Origin of the sequence: Teichococcus globiformis (genome assembly GCF_042646265.1) — a bacterium.
GTDB lineage: Bacteria > Pseudomonadota > Alphaproteobacteria > Acetobacterales > Acetobacteraceae > Pseudoroseomonas > Pseudoroseomonas globiformis.
The window spans coordinates 522128-543078 of the sequence record NZ_JBHRTN010000004.1; the positions used below are offsets into that span (position 1 = coordinate 522128).

Annotated in this window: 23 protein-coding genes; 13 read left to right on the plus strand and 10 right to left on the minus strand. The window is 69.7% G+C overall.

The annotated features are described in order from the left end of the window. Positions 1 to 150: 150 nt before the first annotated feature. The gene (locus tag ACFOD4_RS04320) at positions 151 to 1221 is read left to right on the plus strand and encodes an acyltransferase family protein (RefSeq protein WP_379594688.1); all 1071 of its coding nucleotides are present in this window, start codon (positions 151 to 153) and stop codon (positions 1219 to 1221) included. Positions 1222 to 1666: 445 nt separating this feature from the next. Then, positions 1667 to 2671 (plus strand): Bug family tripartite tricarboxylate transporter substrate binding protein, encoded by a 1005-nt coding sequence (locus ACFOD4_RS04325; RefSeq protein ID WP_379594689.1) that lies wholly within the window; start codon positions 1667 to 1669, stop codon positions 2669 to 2671. Between the two features lie 47 nt (positions 2672 to 2718). Here ACFOD4_RS04325 and ACFOD4_RS04330 read toward each other — a convergent pair whose 3' ends face one another. Genes ACFOD4_RS04330 through ACFOD4_RS04340 form a run of 3 tightly spaced genes read right to left on the minus strand, consistent with a single transcriptional unit; the run spans position 2719 to position 4362 of the window. Then, entirely contained in the window at positions 2719 to 3237 is a 519-nt protein-coding gene (locus ACFOD4_RS04330; protein WP_379594690.1) for a nuclear transport factor 2 family protein, read from the minus strand. A 58-nt stretch (positions 3238 to 3295) separates the two neighbouring features. Beyond that, a complete protein-coding gene (locus ACFOD4_RS04335) occupies positions 3296 to 3631 on the minus strand; it encodes an Atu4866 domain-containing protein (protein WP_379594691.1) in 336 nt (111 codons plus the stop codon). Then, positions 3631 to 4362 (minus strand): SDR family oxidoreductase, encoded by a 732-nt coding sequence (locus ACFOD4_RS04340; protein ID WP_379594692.1) that lies wholly within the window; start codon positions 4360 to 4362, stop codon positions 3631 to 3633. The genes ACFOD4_RS04335 and ACFOD4_RS04340 overlap by 1 nt, the downstream gene beginning before the upstream one ends. A 143-nt stretch (positions 4363 to 4505) precedes the next feature. Here ACFOD4_RS04340 and ACFOD4_RS04345 point away from each other — a divergent pair, with 143 nt between their 5' ends. The 4 genes from ACFOD4_RS04345 (at position 4506) to ACFOD4_RS04360 (ending at position 8504) form a co-directional block, all read left to right on the plus strand. Continuing rightward, complete coding sequence (locus tag ACFOD4_RS04345) at positions 4506 to 5411, plus strand: LysR family transcriptional regulator (RefSeq protein WP_379594693.1); 906 nt, start codon at positions 4506 to 4508, stop codon at positions 5409 to 5411. Positions 5412 to 5578: 167 nt separating this feature from the next. Continuing rightward, positions 5579 to 6592, plus strand: coding sequence for a TRAP transporter substrate-binding protein (locus ACFOD4_RS04350; RefSeq protein ID WP_379594694.1), 1014 nt, complete (start codon positions 5579 to 5581; stop codon positions 6590 to 6592). Further along, the gene (locus ACFOD4_RS04355) at positions 6592 to 7188 is read left to right on the plus strand and encodes a TRAP transporter small permease (RefSeq protein ID WP_379594695.1); all 597 of its coding nucleotides are present in this window, start codon (positions 6592 to 6594) and stop codon (positions 7186 to 7188) included. Before ACFOD4_RS04350 ends, ACFOD4_RS04355 begins: the two co-directional genes overlap by 1 nt. Next, positions 7185 to 8504: a TRAP transporter large permease gene (locus tag ACFOD4_RS04360; protein ID WP_379594696.1), complete on the plus strand. Its 1320-nt coding sequence runs from the start codon at positions 7185 to 7187 to the stop codon at positions 8502 to 8504. Before ACFOD4_RS04355 ends, ACFOD4_RS04360 begins: the two co-directional genes overlap by 4 nt. 114 nt (positions 8505 to 8618) lie before the next feature. Here the strand turns inward: ACFOD4_RS04360 and ACFOD4_RS04365 are convergent, their stop codons facing one another. Beyond that, positions 8619 to 10154 carry a lyase family protein gene (locus ACFOD4_RS04365; RefSeq protein WP_379594697.1) on the minus strand — a complete coding sequence of 512 codons (1536 nt, stop codon included), beginning with the start codon at positions 10152 to 10154 and terminating at the stop codon, positions 8619 to 8621. Between the two features lie 210 nt (positions 10155 to 10364). Between ACFOD4_RS04365 and purC the strand changes: the two genes are divergently transcribed. Genes purC through purQ form a run of 4 tightly spaced genes read left to right on the plus strand, consistent with a single transcriptional unit; the run spans position 10365 to position 12415 of the window. Continuing rightward, positions 10365 to 11129, plus strand: coding sequence for a phosphoribosylaminoimidazolesuccinocarboxamide synthase (purC, locus tag ACFOD4_RS04370; RefSeq protein WP_379594698.1), 765 nt, complete (start codon positions 10365 to 10367; stop codon positions 11127 to 11129). A gap of 29 nt (positions 11130 to 11158) precedes the next feature. After that, positions 11159 to 11401, plus strand: a complete 243-nt coding sequence (gene purS / locus ACFOD4_RS04375; protein WP_379594699.1) for a phosphoribosylformylglycinamidine synthase subunit PurS — start codon at positions 11159 to 11161, stop codon at positions 11399 to 11401. Between the two features lie 40 nt (positions 11402 to 11441). Continuing rightward, entirely contained in the window at positions 11442 to 11675 is a 234-nt protein-coding gene (locus ACFOD4_RS04380; RefSeq protein ID WP_379594700.1) for a hypothetical protein, read from the plus strand. A 41-nt stretch (positions 11676 to 11716) separates the two neighbouring features. After that, positions 11717 to 12415 (plus strand): phosphoribosylformylglycinamidine synthase subunit PurQ, encoded by a 699-nt coding sequence (gene purQ, locus ACFOD4_RS04385; RefSeq protein ID WP_379594701.1) that lies wholly within the window; start codon positions 11717 to 11719, stop codon positions 12413 to 12415. Positions 12416 to 12688: 273 nt separating this feature from the next. Here purQ and ACFOD4_RS04390 read toward each other — a convergent pair whose 3' ends face one another. The 3 genes from ACFOD4_RS04390 to ispF form a co-directional block, all read right to left on the minus strand. Continuing rightward, on the minus strand, positions 12689 to 13030 hold the full coding sequence (locus ACFOD4_RS04390; protein WP_379594702.1) for a hypothetical protein: 342 nt from the start codon (positions 13028 to 13030) through the stop codon (positions 12689 to 12691). A gap of 53 nt (positions 13031 to 13083) precedes the next feature. Beyond that, positions 13084 to 14139, minus strand: a complete 1056-nt coding sequence (locus ACFOD4_RS04395; RefSeq protein ID WP_379594703.1) for an HWE histidine kinase domain-containing protein — start codon at positions 14137 to 14139, stop codon at positions 13084 to 13086. 109 nt (positions 14140 to 14248) lie between these two features. Beyond that, the gene (gene ispF / locus ACFOD4_RS04400) at positions 14249 to 15406 is read right to left on the minus strand and encodes a 2-C-methyl-D-erythritol 2,4-cyclodiphosphate synthase (RefSeq protein WP_379594704.1); all 1158 of its coding nucleotides are present in this window, start codon (positions 15404 to 15406) and stop codon (positions 14249 to 14251) included. A gap of 167 nt (positions 15407 to 15573) precedes the next feature. Between ispF and ACFOD4_RS04405 the strand changes: the two genes are divergently transcribed. The 3 genes from ACFOD4_RS04405 to ACFOD4_RS04415 all read left to right on the plus strand — a co-directional run bounded on the left by ACFOD4_RS04405 (position 15574) and on the right by ACFOD4_RS04415 (position 18345). Beyond that, complete coding sequence (locus tag ACFOD4_RS04405; RefSeq protein ID WP_379594705.1) at positions 15574 to 16308, plus strand: calcium-binding protein; 735 nt, start codon at positions 15574 to 15576, stop codon at positions 16306 to 16308. 115 nt (positions 16309 to 16423) lie between these two features. Continuing rightward, positions 16424 to 17467, plus strand: coding sequence for an SDR family oxidoreductase (locus ACFOD4_RS04410; RefSeq protein ID WP_379594706.1), 1044 nt, complete (start codon positions 16424 to 16426; stop codon positions 17465 to 17467). Positions 17468 to 17607: 140 nt separating this feature from the next. Further along, positions 17608 to 18345, plus strand: a complete 738-nt coding sequence (locus tag ACFOD4_RS04415) for a calcium-binding protein (RefSeq protein ID WP_379594707.1) — start codon at positions 17608 to 17610, stop codon at positions 18343 to 18345. Positions 18346 to 18440: 95 nt separating this feature from the next. Here ACFOD4_RS04415 and ACFOD4_RS04420 read toward each other — a convergent pair whose 3' ends face one another. From ACFOD4_RS04420 to ACFOD4_RS04430, 3 genes are all read right to left on the minus strand, one after another. Next, a complete protein-coding gene (locus ACFOD4_RS04420; protein ID WP_379594708.1) occupies positions 18441 to 19700 on the minus strand; it encodes an NAD(P)/FAD-dependent oxidoreductase in 1260 nt (419 codons plus the stop codon). Positions 19701 to 19809: 109 nt separating this feature from the next. Continuing rightward, entirely contained in the window at positions 19810 to 20406 is a 597-nt protein-coding gene (locus ACFOD4_RS04425; RefSeq protein ID WP_379594709.1) for an exopolysaccharide biosynthesis protein, read from the minus strand. A 50-nt stretch (positions 20407 to 20456) separates the two neighbouring features. Continuing rightward, the gene (locus ACFOD4_RS04430) at positions 20457 to 20930 is read right to left on the minus strand and encodes an Lrp/AsnC ligand binding domain-containing protein (protein WP_379594710.1); all 474 of its coding nucleotides are present in this window, start codon (positions 20928 to 20930) and stop codon (positions 20457 to 20459) included. Positions 20931 to 20951 lie beyond the last annotated feature (21 nt).

A 20951-nucleotide genomic window follows, 5' to 3' on the forward strand; every position in this document is an offset into this window, starting at 1 on the left:
TCCGCTGCACCCTGAGCGCCCTGGGCAGCCAAGCCACAATCAGGCGGCAATGGCACTGTCCCCCCGCCCCGCCGCCTGCGCCCCCCTTGGCGCCGCTGCCGGATCGCGCCAATCCGTCGCGGCCTTCCCCTTCCAGCCCGGTGCCCCGCCATGCCTCCCTCCGTCCCCTTTCTTCACAGCATCCAGGTTCTGCGGGGCCTGGCGGCGCTGGCGGTGGCCCTGTTCCATCTGCAGCTCGACATCGCCACGCGTCTCGGCCTGCCCGATGCCCTGCCCGATCTGGCGGTCGGTGCCGCCGGGGTGGATGTGTTCTTCGTGGTGTCCGGCGTGGTGATGGTGCTGTCCTCCGACCGGCTCTTCGGCCAGCCTGGCGCCGCACGCAGCTTCATGGCCCGTCGCGCGATCCGCCTCGTGCCGCTCTACTGGCTCACCACCGTGTTCGCCCTCGCCAGCGCCCCGCAGGTGCGCGAGCAGACGACCCTGCCGGTCCTCGCCGCCGCCCTGGCCTTCATCCCCTGGCCCGACGCCGGCGGCGCCACCCTGCCGGTGCATGCCATCGGCTGGACGCTGAACTACGAGATGTTCTTCTACGTCCTGTTCGCCACCGCCCTGGCCCTGCCACGGCGCCAGGCCGTGGCGTCGCTGATGCTGCTGCTGGTGGCCCTGATCGCCGCCGGCCTGGCGCTGCGGCCGCAGAACCCGGCCCTGCAATTCTGGACTGCACCGATCATCGGCGAATTCGCCCTCGGCATGGCGATCGGCCTGGCGCATCGCGAGGGGCTTCGCCTGCCGCGCCCCGCCGCCTGGGGGCTGGTCGCCGCCGGCCTCGCCCTGTTCCTGATCCAGGCCGCTCCGGCGGCCACTCACCTGATGCCGCCCGCCGAACGCGCCCTGACCTTCGGGCTGCCGGCCGCCCTGCTGGTGGCCGGGGCCGTGCTCCGTGCGCCGGTGCAGCACCCCCTGCCCTTTTCCCGCTTCCTGGCCTGGCTGGGCGACGCCTCCTATTCGCTCTACCTGACGCATCCCTTTGTGATCGCCCTGGCGCGCCGGGTGGCCCAGGCCGGGGGCCTCGATCCCACTCCCTGGGTCTGGGCCTATGCGGCCCTGGTGCTCGTCGGCTGCATCCTGGTCGCCGCCGTCTGCCACGCCCTGTTCGAGCGGCCGGTCACCCGCGCCCTGCGCGGCTTCGGCGGCCAGCCCCGACCCGCCGGGCCGGCCTGATCGTTCCTGAAGAAAGAAGGAAGGGGGCGGATCGGGGATTGCACGCCCTGCCCGCGTGCAAAGATGGTCACCGGCCAGACCCCCCTCAGGGCCTGGCGCGGTTCTGGACGAGCGGTTCGCTGAGTGCGCCCGGCCATCCCCGATCCGCCTGCGGCCCAACGCTTCCCCTGCAAGCGGGGGGCCGGTCGTCTCGCGGTGCAGCTCGGCCCCGCGGGCCGGGGGAGAATGCGGGATCCGGTTCGCGGTGGGACGGTAGAGTACCGCGTTCCGCCGGGCCTTCACTGCAACTGCGAGTTATTCGCAATTAAGCCGCTCGCTTGCGCCCGTCAAGCGGCTTTTCGCCACGGCGCCTCCGCCTGCCCCTCCATCACGCCCCCTTGACGCCGCCGGCTTGGGAGGCGACGCCTGGGCAAAACGCACACGCCGCCCGGGAAAGCCGCCCATCATGCAACGCCGCCGACTGCTCGCCACCGCGCCACTCCTGGCGCTCGCCGCCCCTTGGATCGTATCCGGCACAGCCCGGGCGCAATCGGCGCCCGAAGGCCTGGCCTCCCGGCCAAGCCCCGGCAATCCGCTGCGCCTGATCGTGCCCGCCCCGCCCGGCGGCCCCACCGACATCCTGGCCCGCGTGCTGGCGGACCGCGCCGCCGCCCCACTCGGCCGACCGATCATCGTAGAGAACCGCTCCGGCGCCGGCGGAATCATCGGCACCGAGGCCGCCGCCCGTTCCGCGCCCGACGGCAACACGGTGGTGCTCGGCCACAACCAGACCCATGCCGGCAACCAGTCGCTGATGAAGCAGCTGCCCTACCACGTCGTGAACAGTTTCACCCCCGTGGCCAAGCTCGCCACGGTGCACCACGCGCTGGTGGTGCCGGCGAATGGCGCGGCCGACCTGGCGGCGCTGGTGGCGCGCGGCAAGGCGGGCAAGCTGAGCTACGCCTCGTCGCAGGCCGGCTCGGCCAGCCACATCATCGCCGAGACGCTGGTGCGGCGGGAAAAGCTGGACGCCACCCACGTCCCCTATCGCGGAGCCGCCCCGGCGGCGACCGACACCATGTCGGGCATCGTCGACTTCTACGTGGCAACCTTTCCGTCCGTCGCGCCGCTGGTGCGGGAAGGCCGGTTGCGCGCCCTGGAGATCGGTGCGCCCAACCGCGTCAACGGCTTTCCCGACGTGCCCACCGCCGCCGAGGCCGGCTTCCCCTACCTGGCGGTGGATGCCTGGTTCGGCCTCTTCGCCCCCGCCGGCACACCCGGCCCCGCGGTGGAGGCCATCGCCAAGGCCGCCCTCGCCATGCTGAGCGATCCAGGCGCCGAGGAACAGCTGCTCTCCGCCGGCTTCACCGCCGATCCCCTGCTGCCCGAGCCCTTCGCCGCCTTCCAGCGCGAGGAAGTGGCGCGCTGGGCGGAGATGGTGCGGCTGACCGGCGTGACCATGGAAGGCTGAGGCGGGCCTCCCCCGGCAGGATCCTTTGCCGGGGGCGAGGCCGGGGCTCAGCGCCCGCGCGGCGGGTTGTTCTCCACCACGGCCTGATAGGCGGCGAGGTCCAGAAAGGCTTCTCCCTCCACCACCACCCCGTCGCGCATCCGGAAGATCCAGACGAACTGGTTGTTGTAGGGATGCCCGCCGGTGGTGGTGGCCGATCCCTCGAAGCGGATGATCACCCGGTCCTCCACCGCCCAGAGGTGATGCACCCTGGGCACGATGGGGGTGGCCAGGCGGCTGACCAGCGGCATGGACGCGTCTTCCACAAAGGCTTCGCGTCCGCGATAGGTGCCGGCCACCGGTCCCGAGCCATGGATGGTCCAGACCACGTCGGGCGACAGAAGCTCGAACACGTTGCCGCCCTGGGTCCAGTTGTCGAAGGCCTGGCGCACAATGGCGTGGTTGCGGGCGGTGGCGCCGGTATCGGCCGCCGCCGGCAGGGCCGGCCCCACGGCCAGGGCCAGTGCCAGCGCAGCCACCAGGCGGCGGCCGCCGCGGGCCGGATGGAAGGCGATACGGTTCGTCATGGGCATCGTTCCTTTCAGCAAGGGGTCGCAGGAAACGGGCGGGCGGAGGCAGGCCGCCTCAGCGGACCCCGCTGCCCGCAGCCGGCCGCCGGCGCAGCACCATGCCGCCATGGTGCAGCGTATCGGCATCCACGAAGTCACCATCGGCGGTGAAGCCGGTGTCGTCCCAGTACTCGATATGCGTGCCGGTGACCTCGTAGCGGCCGCGATACGCGCTTTCCCGCGTGCCGCGCGCCTCGTCGTAGCGGCCATCGGGCAGCAGCTCATGCCGCACTCGCCCGTCATCGGTGACCCACATGCCGACATAGGGGTGCGGGCTCGGGGCCGGTTGCGCGCCAGCCTCGGCGGCACCGGCGATCGCCACGCCCAGCGCGGCGGCGAGCATGCGGCGCATCAGTTCGGCGACCGCGTGGGACGAACGACGATCTCGTTCACGTCCACGTCCTCGGGCTGTTCCAGCACGAAGCGCACGGCGCGGCCGATGGCATCCGGCCGCAGCGCGATGGCGCGGTACTGCCGCATCGCTTCCGCGGCCGCCGGATCGGTGATGGTGCCGGCCAGCTCGCTTTCCACCACACCCGGATGGACGCAGGTGACGCGGATATCGGGGCGCTCCTGGCGCAGCCCGTCCGAGATCGCCCGCACGGCAAACTTGGTCGCGCAGTACACCGCCGCCGTCGGCACCACCGACAAGGCGCCGATCGAGGCGATGTTGACGATGTGGCCGGAGCCGCGCTCCGTCATCTCGGGCAGCACGGCGGCGATGCCGTGCAGCACGCCCTTGATGTTCACATCCACCATGCGGTCCCACTCCTCGACCTTCATGGAGGCCATGGGCGAAAGCGGCATGATGCCGGCATTGTTGACGATGGCATCCACCCGCCCGAAGGCTTCGCGCCCCGCCGCCGCGAAATCCGCGACGCTGGCGCGGTCGGTGACGTCGAGCGCGCGCGTGAGGACCTGCGCGCCGGTTGCGGCGCCAAGCTCGGCGGCCAGGGCTTCCAGCCGTTCGGTGCGGCGGGCGCCCAGCACCAGCGTCGCCCCGGCTGCCGCCAGCTCGCGGGCGATGCCAGCGCCGATGCCGCTGGAGGCACCGGTGATCAGCACGATCTTGTTGAGAGCCATGCTTGCTTCTCCTTGTGTGGAGCCACTGCCAGCGCCGGCTGCAAGAAGCGGCGCGGCAGCAGCTTGCGGGGGAGAAGCTAGGCGCCGGTTGACGGCAAGATAACCTATCCGATACGCAACAGCTCGGTTAGCATGACTGGACAATGTCGGCCGATCTCAATGCTCTCTCCATCTTCATCACCGTGTCCGAGGAGCAGAGCTTCCGCGCCGCCGCCGACCGGCTGGGTGTCACACGCTCCGCCGTCAGCCAGGCGGTCCGGCGCCTGGAGGACAGCCTCGGCACCCCGCTCTTTCGCCGCACCACCCGCAGCCTTGGCCTGACCGAGGCGGGGGACACGCTGCGCCGGGACATTGCCCCCGCCATGGCCGAACTACGCGAGGCGGCCGAGAAGGTGCGGGGCCTGGGTGGCGCGCCGCGTGGCCAGCTTCGCCTCGCCGTGTCCTCCATCGCCGAAAGCTTTCTGTCCGGCCCGCTCCTGGCCGGCTTCGCCCGCGCCTTTCCCGAAGTGCAGCTCGACATTCTGGTGACCGATGAGGAGGACGACATCGTCGCCATGGGCTTCGATGCGGGGGTGCGCCTGGGCGAGGTGATCGAGCAGGACATGATCGCCATCCCCGTCTCGGGGGACCAGCACCAGCTCGCCGTCTGCTCCCCCGCCTACCTGGCGGAACATGGCGCTCCGGACCACCCGCGCGACCTCGCGCGCCACCGCTGCATCGGCTGGCGGCCGGCGCCGCATCGGCCACCCTATCGCTGGGAGTTTTCCGAGGCAGGCCGCGAATTCGTGGTCGACGTCGCCCCGGAATGCACCACCAACGACATGGGGCTGATGATCCGGATGGCGCTGCATGGCGCCGGGATCACCTTCGGCATGGCCGAAACCTTTGAGTCCCATCTCCGGCGCGGCGAGCTGGTAGCCTTGCTGCCGGGCTTCAGCACGCCCTTCCCCGGCTTCTACCTCTATTACCCGAGCCGGCGTGCCGTGGACCCCAGGCTCCGCGCGCTGATCGAGCATGTCAGAAAACGCCGCGCCCCGCCGGGGTCCTAGTCGGGACGCCCTTCCAGACGCCGAGCCACGCCACACGAAGATGCGCGCATCCTTCCGCGCCCGAGCCCACGCTTCCCCATTTCATTCCGGATCAGGAGTGGTCTAACCTCGGAGCCAAGCCGCCAGTTGAGCGGCAAGCAATGGAACGTTCCAGGGAGACTTCATCCATGACATCCACCTCTCTGCCACGCCGGAGCGTGCTGCTCGGCGCGGCTGGCGGCGGCCTTGCCACCTTCGCGATCACCGGCCGTGCTGCGGCGCAGACCATCACGCTGAACGGCGCCTCGCAATTCAATGACGAGCACGCCTTCACCCGCTGCATCGCCAAGTTCGAGGAGCTGGTAAAGCAGTATTACGGCAAGCCGATCAACTTCATCCTGCACAAGAACAGCAGCCTCGGGCTGGAAAAGCAGTATTTCGAGTACATGGCGCAGGGCCGCGCCGTGGATTACGGCATCGTCTCGCCCGCGCACATGTCCACCTTCTCCCGCGCCGCGCCCTTCATCGACGCGCCCTTCCTGTTCCGCGACCTGGCGCATTGGAACCGCGTGCTGGAGCAGGACATGCTGAAGCCGATCGGCGACGAGGTCGCCAAGCGCGCCCGCGTCATGCTGATCGGCTATGCCGGCGGCGGCGTGCGCAACGTCTTCGCTTCCCGCCCTGCCGGCAACCTCGAAGCGCTGCGCAACATGAAGATCCGCGTGCAGGGCGCGCCGATCTGGAGCCGCACCTTCACCGCAGCCGGCATGTCGCCGACCGTGATTGCCTATAACGAGATCTACAACGCCATCCAGAACGGCGTCATCGAGGCGGGCGAGAATGAGGCCGCCGGCGTGGAGCAGATGCGCTTCTACGAGGTCGCGCCGCATCTTGCGCTGACCGAGCACGCCATCACCATCCGTCCGCTCTGCTTCTCCGCCGGCACCTTTGCCCGCCTGCCCAAGGATCTGCAGGACGCCATCATGCGCGCCGGCCCGGAAGCCGCGGCCTATGGCCGGCAAATCGAATCGACCGAGGACGGCCAGAAGATCGCCGCGCTGGAAAAGGGCGGCAAGCTCAAGCGCATTCCCTTCACCGACCGTGCCGCCCTGCAGGAAAAGGTGACGCCGGTTCTCACCACTTACGCGCGCGAGATCGATGCCGAGGGCATCATGAGCCGCATTGCCGGCGCCACCGCCTGATGACGCGTAAGGTCATCGCCGATGACGCCACCGCAGCCATCGTGGCGGCGTCATCCTCTCCCACCGTTTCGCCCGAACTCATCGGCGCCCAGGAAACCGTCCGCCACACCGGCCTGTTCGGCCGCCTCGCCGACCTCTACGCCGCGCTGCTGCGGTTGCTGCTCGGCATCTCCGTGCTGATCCTGCTGCTGCCCGTGACGCTGCAGATCTTTTCCCGCTACACGCCGCTGGTGCCGCACTACATCTGGACCGAGGAAATGGCGCGCTTCGCCCTCGTCTGGATGGTGATGCTGGGCGGCATCCTCGCAGTGCGCGAGGGTACGCACTTCATCGTCGACGTGTTTCCCCGCCTGTCCCCGCGCGGCACCGCCATCATGGAGCTGGTGTCCGGCGTCTTTGTGTTGATCTTCGCCCTGGTCTTCCTGATCTGGGGCTGGGAATTCACCGAGTTCGCCTTCTACCGCATCAGCGAGATGGCCGAGCTGCCGCTCTGGACCATCCACGTCGCCTGGCCCATCGCGGGCCTTTCCTGGCTGATCTTCATGGGACAACGCATGGCCGACGCCATCAACCTGCTGCGGGGGCGCACCGCATGACCGGCGCCGTCCTGTCGCCCGGCATCGCCGCGGCACTGCTGTTCGGGGTCTTCTTCGGCCTGATGGCGCTGCGCGTGCCCGTGGCCTTCTGCCTCGGCCTCGCCTGCCTGCCGATCATGCTGATCGAGCCGCATCTATCGCCCGCCATCGTCGTGCAGGAGACCTTCAACGCCTATAACAGCTTCATCCTGCTGGCCGTGCCCTTCTTCCTGCTCACCGCCAACCTGATGAACATCGGCGGCATCACCGAGCAGCTGATGCGCCTGTCCCGCGCGCTGGTCGGCCACTTTCCCGGTAGCCTCGCCCAGATCAACGTGGTGCTCTCCTTCTTCTTCGCCGGCATCTCCGGCAGTTCCACCGCCGATGCCGCCAGCCAGAGCAAGATCTTCATCGAGGCCCAGCGCCGCGAAGGCTATGACGACAGCTTCTCCGTCGCCATCACGGCGGTCTCCGCGGTGCTCGCCGTCATCATCCCGCCCTCCATCCTGATGATCGTCTGGGGCGGCGTGCTCAGCGTTTCCATTGGCGCGCTGTTCCTGGCCGGCGTGATCCCCGGCATCCTGATCGCGGCCGTGCAGATGGCCACTGTCCACGTCTACGCCAAACGGCGCGGCTACCCGACCTATGCGCGGTCCACCCTGCGCGAGGTCGGCGTCGCCTTCCTGGTGTCCATCCCGGCCCTGACGACCCCCTTCATCATCATCGCTGGCAAGCTGTTCGGCTGGTTCACCGCAACGGAATCCGCCTGCATCGCGGTGCTCTACGCTGCCTTCCTATCGCTGCTGATCTACCGCCAGATGGACATGAAGGGGCTGTGGGATTGTCTGCTCGACTCCGGGCGACTGGCCGGCATCGCGCTGTTCTGCGTCGGCACCGCCAGCGCCTTCGGCTGGCTGCTCGCCTATTACGAGATCCCGCGCGTGTTGCTCGCCGGCGTGGAAGCCTGGGGGATGGGTCCGATCGGCGTCGGCCTGTTCATTGCCGCCGTCTTTCTGATCACCGGCTGCTTCCTCGACGCCATCCCGGCCATCATCATCGTTGGCGCCATTCTGCAGCCGCTGACGCAGACGGTCGGGCTCGATCCGGTGCACTTCGCCATGATCGGCATCGTGTCCCTGGCTTTCGGCCTCGTCACGCCGCCCTACGGGCTCTGCCTGATGATCGCCTGCTCCGTCGCGGGCATGCGCATGGCGGACGCGCTGAAGGACACCTTTATCATGCTGCTGCCCATGCTGGGCGTGCTGCTGCTGATCATTCTCTGGCCGGCCCTGGTGCTGTTCCTGCCCAGCCTGGTCTCGCCGGAATTCCTGAACTGAGCCGAACCGGGAGGGGCCTCGCCCCTTCCGCGGCACCCGAACGAACGCGGGTGCAGGCGACGGCGTCCCCCGTCGGCAAGGCTGAGGGGGAACGCCCCCTCAGCTTCCAACCCTTCACCTCAGCTTGGCGAAATCCGCGTCCAGCCGCGCCAGCGCGCTGTTGATCGCCCCGCGCCGCCCGGCGATCCAGCTCTCCTGCGCCGTCACCGCCTGCGTCGCGCCGTCCAGCATCCGCGTCATCTCTGCCGGCTGCGGCCCCCCGCTGGTGGCGCGCCCCCGCACGATGGCCCGCGGGTCCAGCGCGGCGCGGAAACCGGCCTCGCTCAGCGGCAGCGCCTCGTCCTGGCCCGGCATCTCGTGCCGCACCGTTTCGGCGTAGATCCGCCGCGCTTCCGCATACGGGAAATCGCTCGGCCGGATATCGCGCTCCCTGGCGAAGTCCACCACCGCCGAGGCGAAGTGATGCCCCACCCTGAAAGGCAGTCCATGGTCGCGCATGAGCGCGTCGGCCAGTTCCTGCGACGCGGTCCAGTCCCCGTTCAACTCTTCCAGCGCCCGATCGGGGCTGATGGCCAAGGCCCCCAGAATGCGTTCCCAGCCGCGCAACACCTGCACCGCCGCCGCCATCATGGCGCCGTTTTCCCGCACCCCCTTGGGGTCCGGCATGCCGGGCGGGATGTTGTGCGCCTGGAACACCCGCCCCGCCGCCATCCCCAGCAGGGCCGAGGCCTGGGTGCGCGTGTCGTTCAGCAAGCCGGGATTCCGCTTCTGCGGCATGGCGGAGGAGACGTAGGTGTTGCCGCCCCCTTCCTGCAGCAGGATCCAGGGGCGGGACTGGGCGTACTGCACCAGCACATCCTCGATGAACGCCCCCGCGTGCAGTGCGATGCCCGTGATCACCCCGCCCAGTTCCACCGGCATCTCGGCCGAGGAAATCTGCGACGCATCATAAGCATTGTCCACCAGCGCCGGAAAGCCGAGGTAATCCGCCATGCGCCGCCGGTTGAGCGGCCAGCCCGTGCCGTTCAGCACCGTGGTTCCCATGGGCGACCGGTCCAGCCGCGCATAGGCCTCCCGCAGCCGCTCCCCATCCCGCAGCAGCCCGGCGATGTGCCCTAGGAGGTAGTGCCCGTAGCTGTTGGGCTGCGCCGCCACGCCATTGGTGTAGTTCGGCACCACCGTTTCGCGATGCGTCTCGGCCAGTCGCAGCATGGCAGTGGTGGTGCGGTTCAGCGCCGCGGCCACCGCGAGCGTTTCCTCGCGCAGGATCGCGGCGCGGTACGTCGCATGCATGTCCTGGCTCGATCGCCCGGCGTGCAGCAGCGTTGCCTCCACGCCGCCCGCTTCGATCAGCAGCGGCTCGAAGCTGATCACGGTGGCCGGGCGCTTGCCACCCGGCCTCGCTCCTGCCTCCAGCACCTGGCGCAGTCCGGCGGCGATACGTGGCGCCGCCGCCCGGTCCAGCAGCCCCTCCTCCGTGTTGATCACGGCCGTGGCCTTGTTGATCTCGCCGAGCCAGAAGAACTCGTCGCGCTTCTGTGCCGGCGCCTCGGCACCCAGCGCGGGCGCGGCGGCGATCGTCATCATGGCGATCCCCAGCCAGACGCCACGCCACTCCCCCCTCCATCCCTGGACTCCGCGATTCGGCATGGCTGGATTCCTCCCGATGTTCCGCTGGCCCGGCAGAGTGCCGTTCCGGCCCGCCCGGCGAAAGGGCGCCGGAAAGCTCCAAAGCCGCCCTCCATGCTCCCGCCGCGCCCCTGCCGTTTCCGGCGGGCGGTAGCGATCCGCCCCCCGCTTTGCTATAGCGGCCCGACACCCGCCGGCCCCCGTTCCGGCGGCGAGAGGGATTCTGTGCAGATGGCGCGTCGCCGGCAGCTCTATGAGGGCAAGGCCAAGGTACTGTTCGAGGGCCCCGAGCCCGGCACCCTTGTGCAATACTTCAAGGACGATGCCACCGCCGCCAATGGCACCAAGAAGGGCATCATCACCGGCAAGGGCGTGCTGAACAACCGCATCAGCGAGTACCTGATGACGCGGCTGTCCGAGATGGGCGTGCCCACCCATTTCATCCGCCGCCTGAACATGCGCGAGCAACTGATCCGCGAGGTGGAGATCGTTCCGCTGGAGCTGGTGGTGCGCAACGTCGCCGCCGGCAGCCTCTCCACCCGGCTCGGCATCAAGGAAGGCACCCGCCTTCCCCGCTCCATCGTCGAATACTACTACAAGAACGACCAGCTCCAGGACCCCTTCGTGTCCGAAGAGCATATCACCTGCTTCGGCTGGGCCTCGACCCAGGACCTGGATGACATGGTCGCCCTGGCGCTGCGCATCAACGACTTCCTGTCGGGCCTCTTCCTTGGTGTCGGCATCGTGCTGGTGGACTTCAAGGTGGAATTCGGCCGGCTCTACGAGAACGACGAGATGCGCATCGTCCTGGCCGACGAGGTCAGCCCCGACAATTGCCGCCTGTGGGATGTCAACACTGGCGAGAAGATGGACAAGGACCGCTTCCGCCGCGACCTCGGCCGGGTCGAGGAAGGCTACCAGGAAGTCGCCCGCCGCCTCGGCATCCTGCCCGAGGCCGGCGCGCGCGACATGAAGGGGCCGGAGGCGATGCAATGAGCGGCGATGCAATGAAAGGCCCTGCAGCCATGACCAAAGCCCTTGTCACCGTCATGCCCAAGGCCGGCGTCCTCGACCCCGAGGGCAAGGCCATCGGCCACGCCCTCGGCACGCTCGGGTTCAACGGCGTGGGCGAGGTCCGCACCGGCAAGATCATCGAGCTGGAGCTAACCGAGACCGACCCTGCCCGGGCCCGTGCCCAGGCCGAGGAGATGGCTCGCAAGCTGCTGGCCAACACGGTGATCGAAAGCTTCCGGGTCGAGCTGGCCTGAGCCGCCGGCCCCGGCTGGGCCGGCCCAAGGAGGCGCGCGCATGGTGAAGGTGTCCCTGATCGTCATGCTGGTGCTGACGCTGGTGATCGGCTTCGGCCTGCGCTGGCGCGAGGCACGGCAGCCCCAGGTCGCCGCCGCCCGCCGCCGCGGCCTGCTGGCCCGCTCCAAGGCAGGGCTGGATCGCTGGGTCACCGCTGCCGCCCTGGCTTCGGCCTTGTCGATCGCCCTGGTTGGCGGGCTGCACTGGCTTCGCATCTGGCTCGGCCATGGCTGAGCCGCTCCCGTTTCCGGCCGCCTGCTGAGGACCAAGCCGACATGAACGCCGTTATCCTGCTCTTCCCCGGCACCAACCGCGAGCGCGACATGGCGATCGCTCTGGAGCGCGCCACGGGCCGCAGGCCCACCATCCTGTTCCATGGCGAAACCGACCTGCCCGCCGGCACCGACCTGGTGGTGCTGCCCGGCGGCTTCTCCCATGGCGACTATCTGCGCTGCGGCGCCATGGCGGCGCGCTCACCCATCATGCCGGCGGTGGCGGCGTTCGCGGCGAAGGGCGGCCACATTCTCGGCGTCTGCAACGGCTTCCAGATCCTCACCGAGGCCGGGCTGCTGCCGGGCGCGCTGCTCCGCAACGCCTCGCTGCGCTTTCTGTCCATGGATTGCCACCTGCGGGTGGAGAACGCGTCCACACCCTTCACCCACCATTGGCAGAAGGGCGCCATCTTCCGTGCGCCCATGGCGCATGGGGATGGCAACTACTTCGCCGATGACGCCACGCTGCAGGCGCTGGAGGCGGAGGACCGCGTAGCCTTCCGCTATGTGTCCGCCGAAGGCGAGGCGACCGAGGCAGCCAACCGCAACGGGGCCCGCGGCAACATCGCCGGCATCCTGTCGGAGAACCGCCGCATCCTTGGCATGATGCCGCACCCGGAAGACCTCGTGGACCCGCTGATGGGCGGCGAAGACGGTTTGCCGCTCTTCACCTCCATCGCCGCGGCTTTCGCCACCGCCTGACGAGGCGGCCGGCGGCATCCTACCAGCAGGCACGGCTGTCCACCGCGCCGAGGGCCACTTTCGCTGTTCAGGGATGGACGCCGGCCACGATTCGGCCTGTAGGGCGGCGGCCGCCGCCGGGTCCCGTTTTGGGGCGTCCCGTTTTGGGGCGTCCCGTTTTGGGGCAATCCATTTTGGGACGCGCCGTTTTGGGCGGACACCGGCCGGCCCGCCGGAACGCCGCCACAGGGGCGGGCCCGGAAGCTCACCGGCAAGGCCATGGGGGCGCGGCGCTCAGCCGCCCTCCGCGACCTCGTAAGCCATGGCCAGATGTGCCAGGTTCACCGTGGCCCTGACCCGCCCGGTGGGCGCAGCGAGAACCGGCTGCGACAAGGCATCCCGACGGAGGAAGCGCGGCACCTCGTCACCTTCCAGCAGATCCACATCCAGCAAAACCGTGCCCGCCGGCGAAACATGCACCGCATCGATGCGGCGGATCAGCACCGTCTGCCCACCGGACAGCAACAGCGCAAAGACCCACTCATCCGCCATCATGCGGCCGGCGAACCAGGCCGGCATCACGGCACCGAGCCGAAGATCGGCAGGATCGTCTATGGTTGTCCAGTCCTCGGGCATTCGCAACCATAACGCGCAGAATCGGTGAATACCACCTCACATCGGCTTGAACTTCAACCGGGATCGAAGCGGGCCATGCCGGGTTGCTCCATCGGCACATGCAGGGCGCAGATCAGCCCTCCCAGCGCCCAGTGCAGGGACAGGCTTCCCCCCATCTGCACCCGCACCGTCCGGTCCAGCAGGCGGGAGCCGAAGCCTTGCCGCTCCGGCGCTCCGGACACGCTTGGCCCGCCCTCCTCCCTCCACTCCAGCTCGAGCCACCGCCGGGCGGCCACCCGCACCGTCCAGCGCACCCGCAGGCGCCCCCCCGGGACAGACAGCGCGCCGTGCTTCACCGCGTTGGTGGCCAGCTCGTGCAGCGCCATGGCCAGGGGCTGCGCCATCAGCGCCGGCAGACGCACCGGCCGGCCCGACAGGGCGGCGCGGGGTCCATGGCGTCCCGACCGATCCAGAAACGGGGCAAGCTCCCCTTGCAGCAGGCTGCGCAGATCCGCGCCGTCCCACCGTCCCTCGGCCAGCAGCGCCTGCGCCCGGGCCAGGGCGTCCACGCGGCCGATGATCGCCTGCACATAGGCGGGCAGGTCCTCCGCCCGTGTCAGCCGCAGCGCCGCCTGCACCACCGCCAGCGCGTTCTTGCCGCGGTGGCTCAGCTCGCGCAGCAAGAGCGTCTGCCGCGCCTCAGCTTCCCGCCGCTCCGTGATGTTGAGAAACAGCGTGGCCACGCAGCCCGGCCCGGTGCGGTAAGCGAACACCTCGAACCACCGCGACACCGGTGTCAGGCAATGCTCGAAATGCACCGCTTCCCCGGTTTCGGCGACCCGGGCGAAGGTTTCCGTCCAGAACGGCTCCAGGCCGGGAAACACCTCGCTGCCCAGGCGCCCCAAGGTTGCCGAGGCCGGCACGCCGGTCAGGCGCTCCCAGGCGGCATTCAGCTCCAGGTAGCGGAAATCGGGCGCGCCGTCGGGACCGCGCACCACCTCGAACAAGGCAAAGCCCTCATGCATGTTCTCGAAGATGGCGCGCCACTGCGCCTCGCTTCGCCGCAGCCGGTCGAACTCGGCCCGCAATTCCGCCTCGTCGCGGAACTCCTCGGGCGCCGCACCCGCCATATCCGCGCGCTCCCCTCCCGCTGGGCAAACGCCCGGCCATGTCCTGGCGCGTAAACCGCCGGAACGTCAAGCCGTTGCGCTTCCGCCACGAAACAGAAGGGGAGAAGGCTCAGCCTGGCGGCAGCAACAGCGTCGCCGCCGCCTGGGCCGCGATGCCCTCGCCCCGGCCGGTAAAGCCCAGCCGCTCGGTGGTGGTCGCCTTCACCGAAACGCGCGCCACCGGAATGCCCATCAGCTCCGCCAGCCGCGCCCGCATGGCGTCGGCATGCGGGCCAATCTTTGGCCGCTCGCAGATCAGGGTGACATCGGCATGGGTGATGATGCCGCCCCGCGCCGTCACGCGCCCGGCGGCGTGGCGCAGGAACCGCGCGCTGTCGGCATCCTTCCATTCCGCCTCACTGGGCGGGAAGTGCCGGCCGATATCGCCCTCGGCCAGCGCGCCGTAGATGGCGTCGCACAGCGCGTGCAACCCGACATCGGCATCCGAATGGCCGTCGAGCCCCAGCGGGTGCGGCACCTCGATCCCGCACAGGATCAGCTTCCGCCCGGGCACCAGCCTGTGCACGTCGAATCCCGTGCCCATCGCCGGAAAGGTGGCCGGCATCAGCCGCGCCTCGATCTTCGCCAGATCCTCGGGGTAGGTCACTTTGATGTTGTCTTCCGATCCAGGGAGCCAAACCACAGGCGCCGCCGCTTCCAGCAGCGCCGCGTCATCCGTCACCTCGGCCAGGGCGGCACGATGCGCCTCCAGCAGAGGAGCCAGGCGGAAGGCCTGCGGCGTCTGCGCCCTGCGCAGCCCGTCGCGCGGCACCGTGCCGGTGATGCGCCCGCCTTCCACCGCCTTCACCGTGTCCGTCACCGCCAGCGCCGGGATGGCACCGGCCGCGCCCGCTTCCAGCGCTGCCAGCAACGCCTTCACCGTGCCGGATGGCGGGCAGGGCCGCGCCGCGTCATGCACCAGCACGGTGCCAAGCGGCATGGCTGCGGCCGCGAGCGCTTCCAGCCCCGCCCGCACGCTGGCCTGCCGCGTGGCGCCGCCCCGCACGGCCGGCAGCACCGGCAGCCCATCCAGCAGTCGCGCCACCAGCGTCGCATCCGCCTCCGACCCCACCACCGGCAGCAGCGCATCCACCAGCCCGTCGGCCAGCAGTGCCTCGGCCGCGTGCCGGATCACCGGCCGTCCCCGCAGGTCAAGATATTGCTTCGGCCGCTCCGCCCCGAACCGGGAGCCGGTGCCGGCCGACATCAGAAGTGCCACCACGCGCATGGCCGCTAGGCTTACATCACCCGCGCGGCGCCGGCCATGGGCGCCCGCCCTGCGGAGGGTCCCCGGCCCTGGACTCCATCGTTCCTTATGTGGAACATGAAGGCCGCAGCAGCGCCCCATCGGGCCATCGGCCGGGCGGGGGTTTTCAGCCAGGAAGGCTTCGAACCATGCCTGTGATCACGCAAGACTTCGGCTCCTTTTTCCTTACCTTCGCCTATGGTTCATCGGACAAGACCCTCTATGGGCATCTGGCCGACTACAGTGACTGGGAAAGCTTCCCCCCCGAGGATCCGCCCGACAACATCATCTATGCGGGTCCGGGGAATGACCGCGTCTGGACCGGCTTCGGCAACGACATCGCCTTTGGCGGTGCGGGGAATGACACCCTGATCGCCTGGGGATCAGGCGCCCCGACGCCGGGTGCGAACAGCACCTTCTACAGCCGCCTGGAGAACGACATCCTTGATGGCGGCGCCGGCAACGACGTTCTGCTGGCCGGCGGGGGCGAGGATCTGCTGTTCGGCGGCACCGGGAATGATGAGCTGCATGGCGGCGCCCAGGCCGACCGGATCTTCGGCGGCTCCGGCGATGACGAGATCTGGGGCGGCGGCGGGCCCGACCAGCTGTGGGGCGGCGCCGGCGCGGACACCTTTGTCAAAGCCCTTGCCCCCTCGACCTCCGATGCCGATTTCGCCGATGGCCAGGCCGACACCATCTTCGACTTCGAACCCGGCACCGACAAGCTTTCCCTTGCCGGCTACCAGGTAGCCGCCGGCGAGGCCACCTTCACCGCGACCGCCCGTGGCCTCACCGTCAGCTTCGACTTCTTCGGCAGCATGGTGAGCATCGACCTGCTCGGCGTGCCGGCGCTGCAGAACGGCGACATCATCTACGCCGCCTGAACCTTCAGGCCGGGCTGCGCTCCACTGCGCAGCCCGTGGTCCACCGTGGCCGCCCTGCCGCAACACCCGCCCGCCTGCGCCGTTCCCTTCCGGACACCCCCGAACGGAGCGGCCCATGCCCAGCACTCCCCCTGCTTCCCGCCGCGACCTGGTCCGTGGCCTCGCCGCCGGCGGCCTTGCAACGCATCTTGCCTCCGGCACCGGCAGCGCTTCGGCCGCGGCCCCGGTGCAGCAGGCACCCATGCCGCAGGCGCCCGCCCAGCAGCCGCCCTCGGCACCCATCCTGTCCAACCCGCAGAACCGCTTCCCCAAGCCGCCCTTCCCCGCGCAATCCCAGCCCTGGCCCGCCCTGCAATCCAAGATGAACCCGGTGCCCGATTGCGGCGAGGAAAGCTACCGCGGCTCCAGCCGCCTCGCTGGCCGCCGCGCCCTGATCACCGGCGGCGATTCCGGCATCGGCCGCGCCGCTGCCATCGCCTATGCCCGCGAAGGCGCCGATGTCGCCATCAACTACCTCCCCCCGGAGCAGTCCGATGCCGAGGACGTTGCCCGCCACATCCGCGATGCCGGCCGCAAGGCCGTCCTCATCCCCGGCGACCTGCGCGAGCAATCCTTCTGCAACCGCCTGGTGGAGGAAGCCCGGCGCGAGCTCGGCGGCCTCGACATCCTGGTGAACAACGCCGCCTACCAGCACGCCCAGCATCAGCTGGTCGACATCTCCGCCGAGCAGCTCGACCAGACCATGAAAACCAATGTCTACGCCATGTTCTGGGTGACCCAGGCGGCCCTGCCCCACCTGCCGGAAGGCGCGGCCATCATCGTCACCTCCTCGGTCAACGCCGATCGCCCTTCGCAGTACATCCTCGACTACGCCTGCACCAAGGCCGCCAACGAGGCCTTCGTGAAAGGCCTCGCCAAGCAGGTGATCGACAAGGGCATCCGCGTGAACGGCGTCGCTCCCGGCCCGTTCTGGACCCCGCTCCAGGTCGGCGGCGGCCAGACGGAGCAGGGCCTCAAGACCTTTGGCGCGCAATCGCCCATGAAGCGCCCCGGCCAGCCGGCCGAGCTCGCCTCCGTCTTCGTGGAGCTCGCCGCCGCCTCCTCCAGCTACACCACGGGCCAGATCTACGGCCAGACCGGCGGCGTCGGCTGGCCCTGATCGCATCTTCGCGCGGTGGCCCGCCCGCCGTGCGGAACGGCCTGGACGAGGAAGTTGCTCTTGTGGAACGATAACGCCGCGTCGCCAGCACCGGCCCCACAAGGCAACAACCCCGGGCCCAGCCAAGAAGGCATCAGAGCATGGCCATCATCACCCGCGATCTCGGCAGCTTCGTCCTGACCTATTCCTTCGGCCGGTCGAACGACACCATCCTCGGCGCCCGCGCCGACTATGGCGACTGGGACGACTGGCCTGAGGACGCCCCCCGCAACATCATCTATGCCGGCGGCGGCGATGACCGCGTGATCGCCGGCTTCGGCGACGACATCGTCTACGGCGGCACCGGCAACGACATCATTTCCGGCTTCGGCACCGGCGGCCCCACCCCCAGCGCCGCCCTCGCCATCGCCAACCGCGACGAGCGCGACATCCTCCACGGCGGCAGCGGCGACGACACCATCTCCGGCGGCGGCGGCAAGGACTGGCTGTTCGGCGGCACCGGCCATGACGAGCTGCGCGGCGGCGCCGGCGACGATCGCATCTTCGGCGGCACCGGCAACGACGAGATCTGGGGCGGCGGCGGCAAGGACACCCTCTGGGGCGGCGCCGGCGCCGATACCTTCGTGCTCGCCCTCGCCGCCGGCACCCCCGACTTCGCCTCGCCCGGCAGCCCCTATGATACGGTGATGGATTTCCGCCCAGGCCGCGACAAGCTGGACATCAGCGATTTCGGCATCACCGCCGACAACGAGACGCTTGCCTTCACCCAGGAAAATGGCGGGCTGACGGTGAGCTTCGACTTCTACAGCAGCACCCCCGGCATCTTTCTGGCCGGCGTTTCCGCCATCAGCAACAGCGACATCATCTTCGCAGGCTGACCCCGCGGCGGCCGGTCCGCCGGCCGCCCGGCACCCTCTGGCCGGCGTCAAGGGGGTGATCAGGGCAAGCCGCCCTGGATCCCCCTGCCGGCCCCTCAGGCCTTCGGGCGCAGCGTTTCCTTCTGCGTGATCAGCCGCGCCGAGTTCTGCCCCGATGCAAAGCTCCACAACCAGCTTGTCGCCACCATCAGCCGCGACCGCGTGCTGACCAGGAAGTAGATGTGCGCGATCCCCCACGCCCACCACGCCAGCCGCCCCGTCAGCGAGTACCGGCCCAGCTCGATCACCGCCGCATTGCGCCCGATCGTTGCCTGGTTGCCCATGTGCCGGTACCGGAACGGGCCCGGCGCCGGCTTGCCCGCCAGCCGTGCCCGGATCACCCTCGCGGCGTGCCGCCCCTGCTGCTTGGCCGCCGGCGCGATCCCCGGCACCATCCGCCCCTCGCTCTCCACATGCGCCGTGTCGCCCAGCACGAACACCGAGGGGTCGCCCGGCAGCGTCAGGTCCGGCTCCACCAGCACCCGCCCCGCCTTGTCGCCTTCCGCCTCCAGCCAGTCCCGCGCGGGGGAGGCCTGCACCCCCGCCCCCCAGATCACCGTGCGCGCGGGAACCACCTCATCGCCGATCTTCACGCCCGCGGACGTCACCTCCGTCACGGGGCGGCCCTTCATCACCTCCACCCCGCGCTCCCCCAACGCCCGTTCGGCATACTCCGACAGCTCCGGCCGGAACGCCGCCAGCACCCGGTCACCCGCCTCCACTAGCAGGATGCGCGACTGCCGCGTGTCGATCCGCCGGAACTCGCCGGGCAACACATGCCGCGCCAGCTCCGCGATGATGCCCGCCAGCTCCACCCCCGTGGGCCCCGCCCCGATCAGCACAAAGGTCAGCTGCGCCCGCCGCTCCGCCTCGTCCTCTGCCATCTCGGCGCGCTCGAACGCCAGCAACAGCCGCCGCCGGATGGTGGTCGCATCCTCCAGCGTCTTCAGCCCCGGCGCATCCGCCTCCCACTGGTCATTGCCGAAATAGGCGTGCCGCGCGCCGGACGCGACCACCAGCGTATCGAACGGCACACGCCGCCCATCCTCCAGCACCACCGCCCGCCCCGGCCGGTCCACCTCCACCACCTTGGCCAGCAGCGTCGTCACATCTTGCCGGCCACTCAGGATGCGTCGGATCGGCCAAGCCACGTCCGAGGTCGCGAGCAAGGTCGTCGCCACTTGGTACAACAGCGGCTGGAACAGGTGGTGATTGCGCTGGTCGATCAGCACGATCTCGCACCCCGCCCCCTTCAGCCCCAACACCACATGCAGGCCCGCGAACCCGGCACCGACAACCACAACCCTGTGCGCCATGACCACCCCTCTGCAACAGGACGCCCCAGGCGGCAGCGCCCTTCTCACTGGTGCGAACGCACCCACGGCCGCGCGTTGCACCCGCCGCGCCCTTTCAAGGCCCCGCGCCCTACAGCCAGCCGCCCAGCCACCCGACCCCAAGCCCCAGCGCCGCCAGCGCCAGCACCCCGGTCAACAGCATCAGCAACCCGTCCTTCACCAGCATCGCCAGCCCGAACAGGGCGATCGCCGCCATCGGCACGGTGCTGGCAAAGGGGATCAGCTCCAGCAGCGGCACGGTCAGGCACAGCAGGATGCACAGCCCCGCCGCCACCCGCACCGCCGGCCACCGCACCAGCCCCCGTAGCCGCCCGTGGAACACCCGGTCCGTCCACCGCCCGAGCGGCCGCATCGCCCCCGCCGCGCGCCGCAGCCTGCCGCCCCGCACCGACCGCTCGCGCAACAGCCGCGGCATCCAGAAACGCCGCCGCCCCAGCATCATCTGCGCGGCAAAGATCACGATCATGGCCGCCAGCACGGTTGGCACCCCCGGCACGCCGCCGACCGGCGACATTTCCACCACCGCCGGCACCAGCAGGAAGGGGCCGTAGCTGCGCTCGCCCATCGCTGCCTGCATGTCGCCGACCGACACCCAGTCCCGCTCTTCCCCCGCCTGTTCCAGCCGCCGCAGGATGTCCTGCAAACCCTCGGGCTTACCCTCCGCCACGCACGCCACCCCATCCTTGCCGCAGAGCCAACCGAAGTGCCAGGCGAAGGTTACACGAGATTCATGTTACGGAGGCGGATGCGGGAGCCGTGCACGCAGGGGCGCCGCCCCTGCACCCCGGCAGGAAACCGAGTTTCCTGCACCTTCCGCCACGGCGAAGTAAAATGGGTCGGCGGCTTCTGACCCTTGGCGGTCCTACGGAGCCGCCTTTCCCGGTAGATGATCGAGTGGAAGGGGGCCTGCTCCTTCACCGTCTGGATGGCGAAGTTGCTGCGGATGTCAGTGACGCGCGGCATCTTGAGAAGGGTCCGCAACAGGAGCCGTTCATAAGCGGCCAAATCCGGCACGACGACTTGCAGCAGGAAGTCGGCCTCGCCGGACACCAGATGGCACGAAACGACCTCCGGCATTGCCCGCACAGACTTTCGGAACGCCTCCGCTGCTTCGTCCCGATGGCGCTCAACCTTGATCCCGACGAATACGGTCAGGCGCCTGACGCGGGATGCGGCGGGCCGCGCCTCCATCCTCCGCTCCGTCCGCCTCGG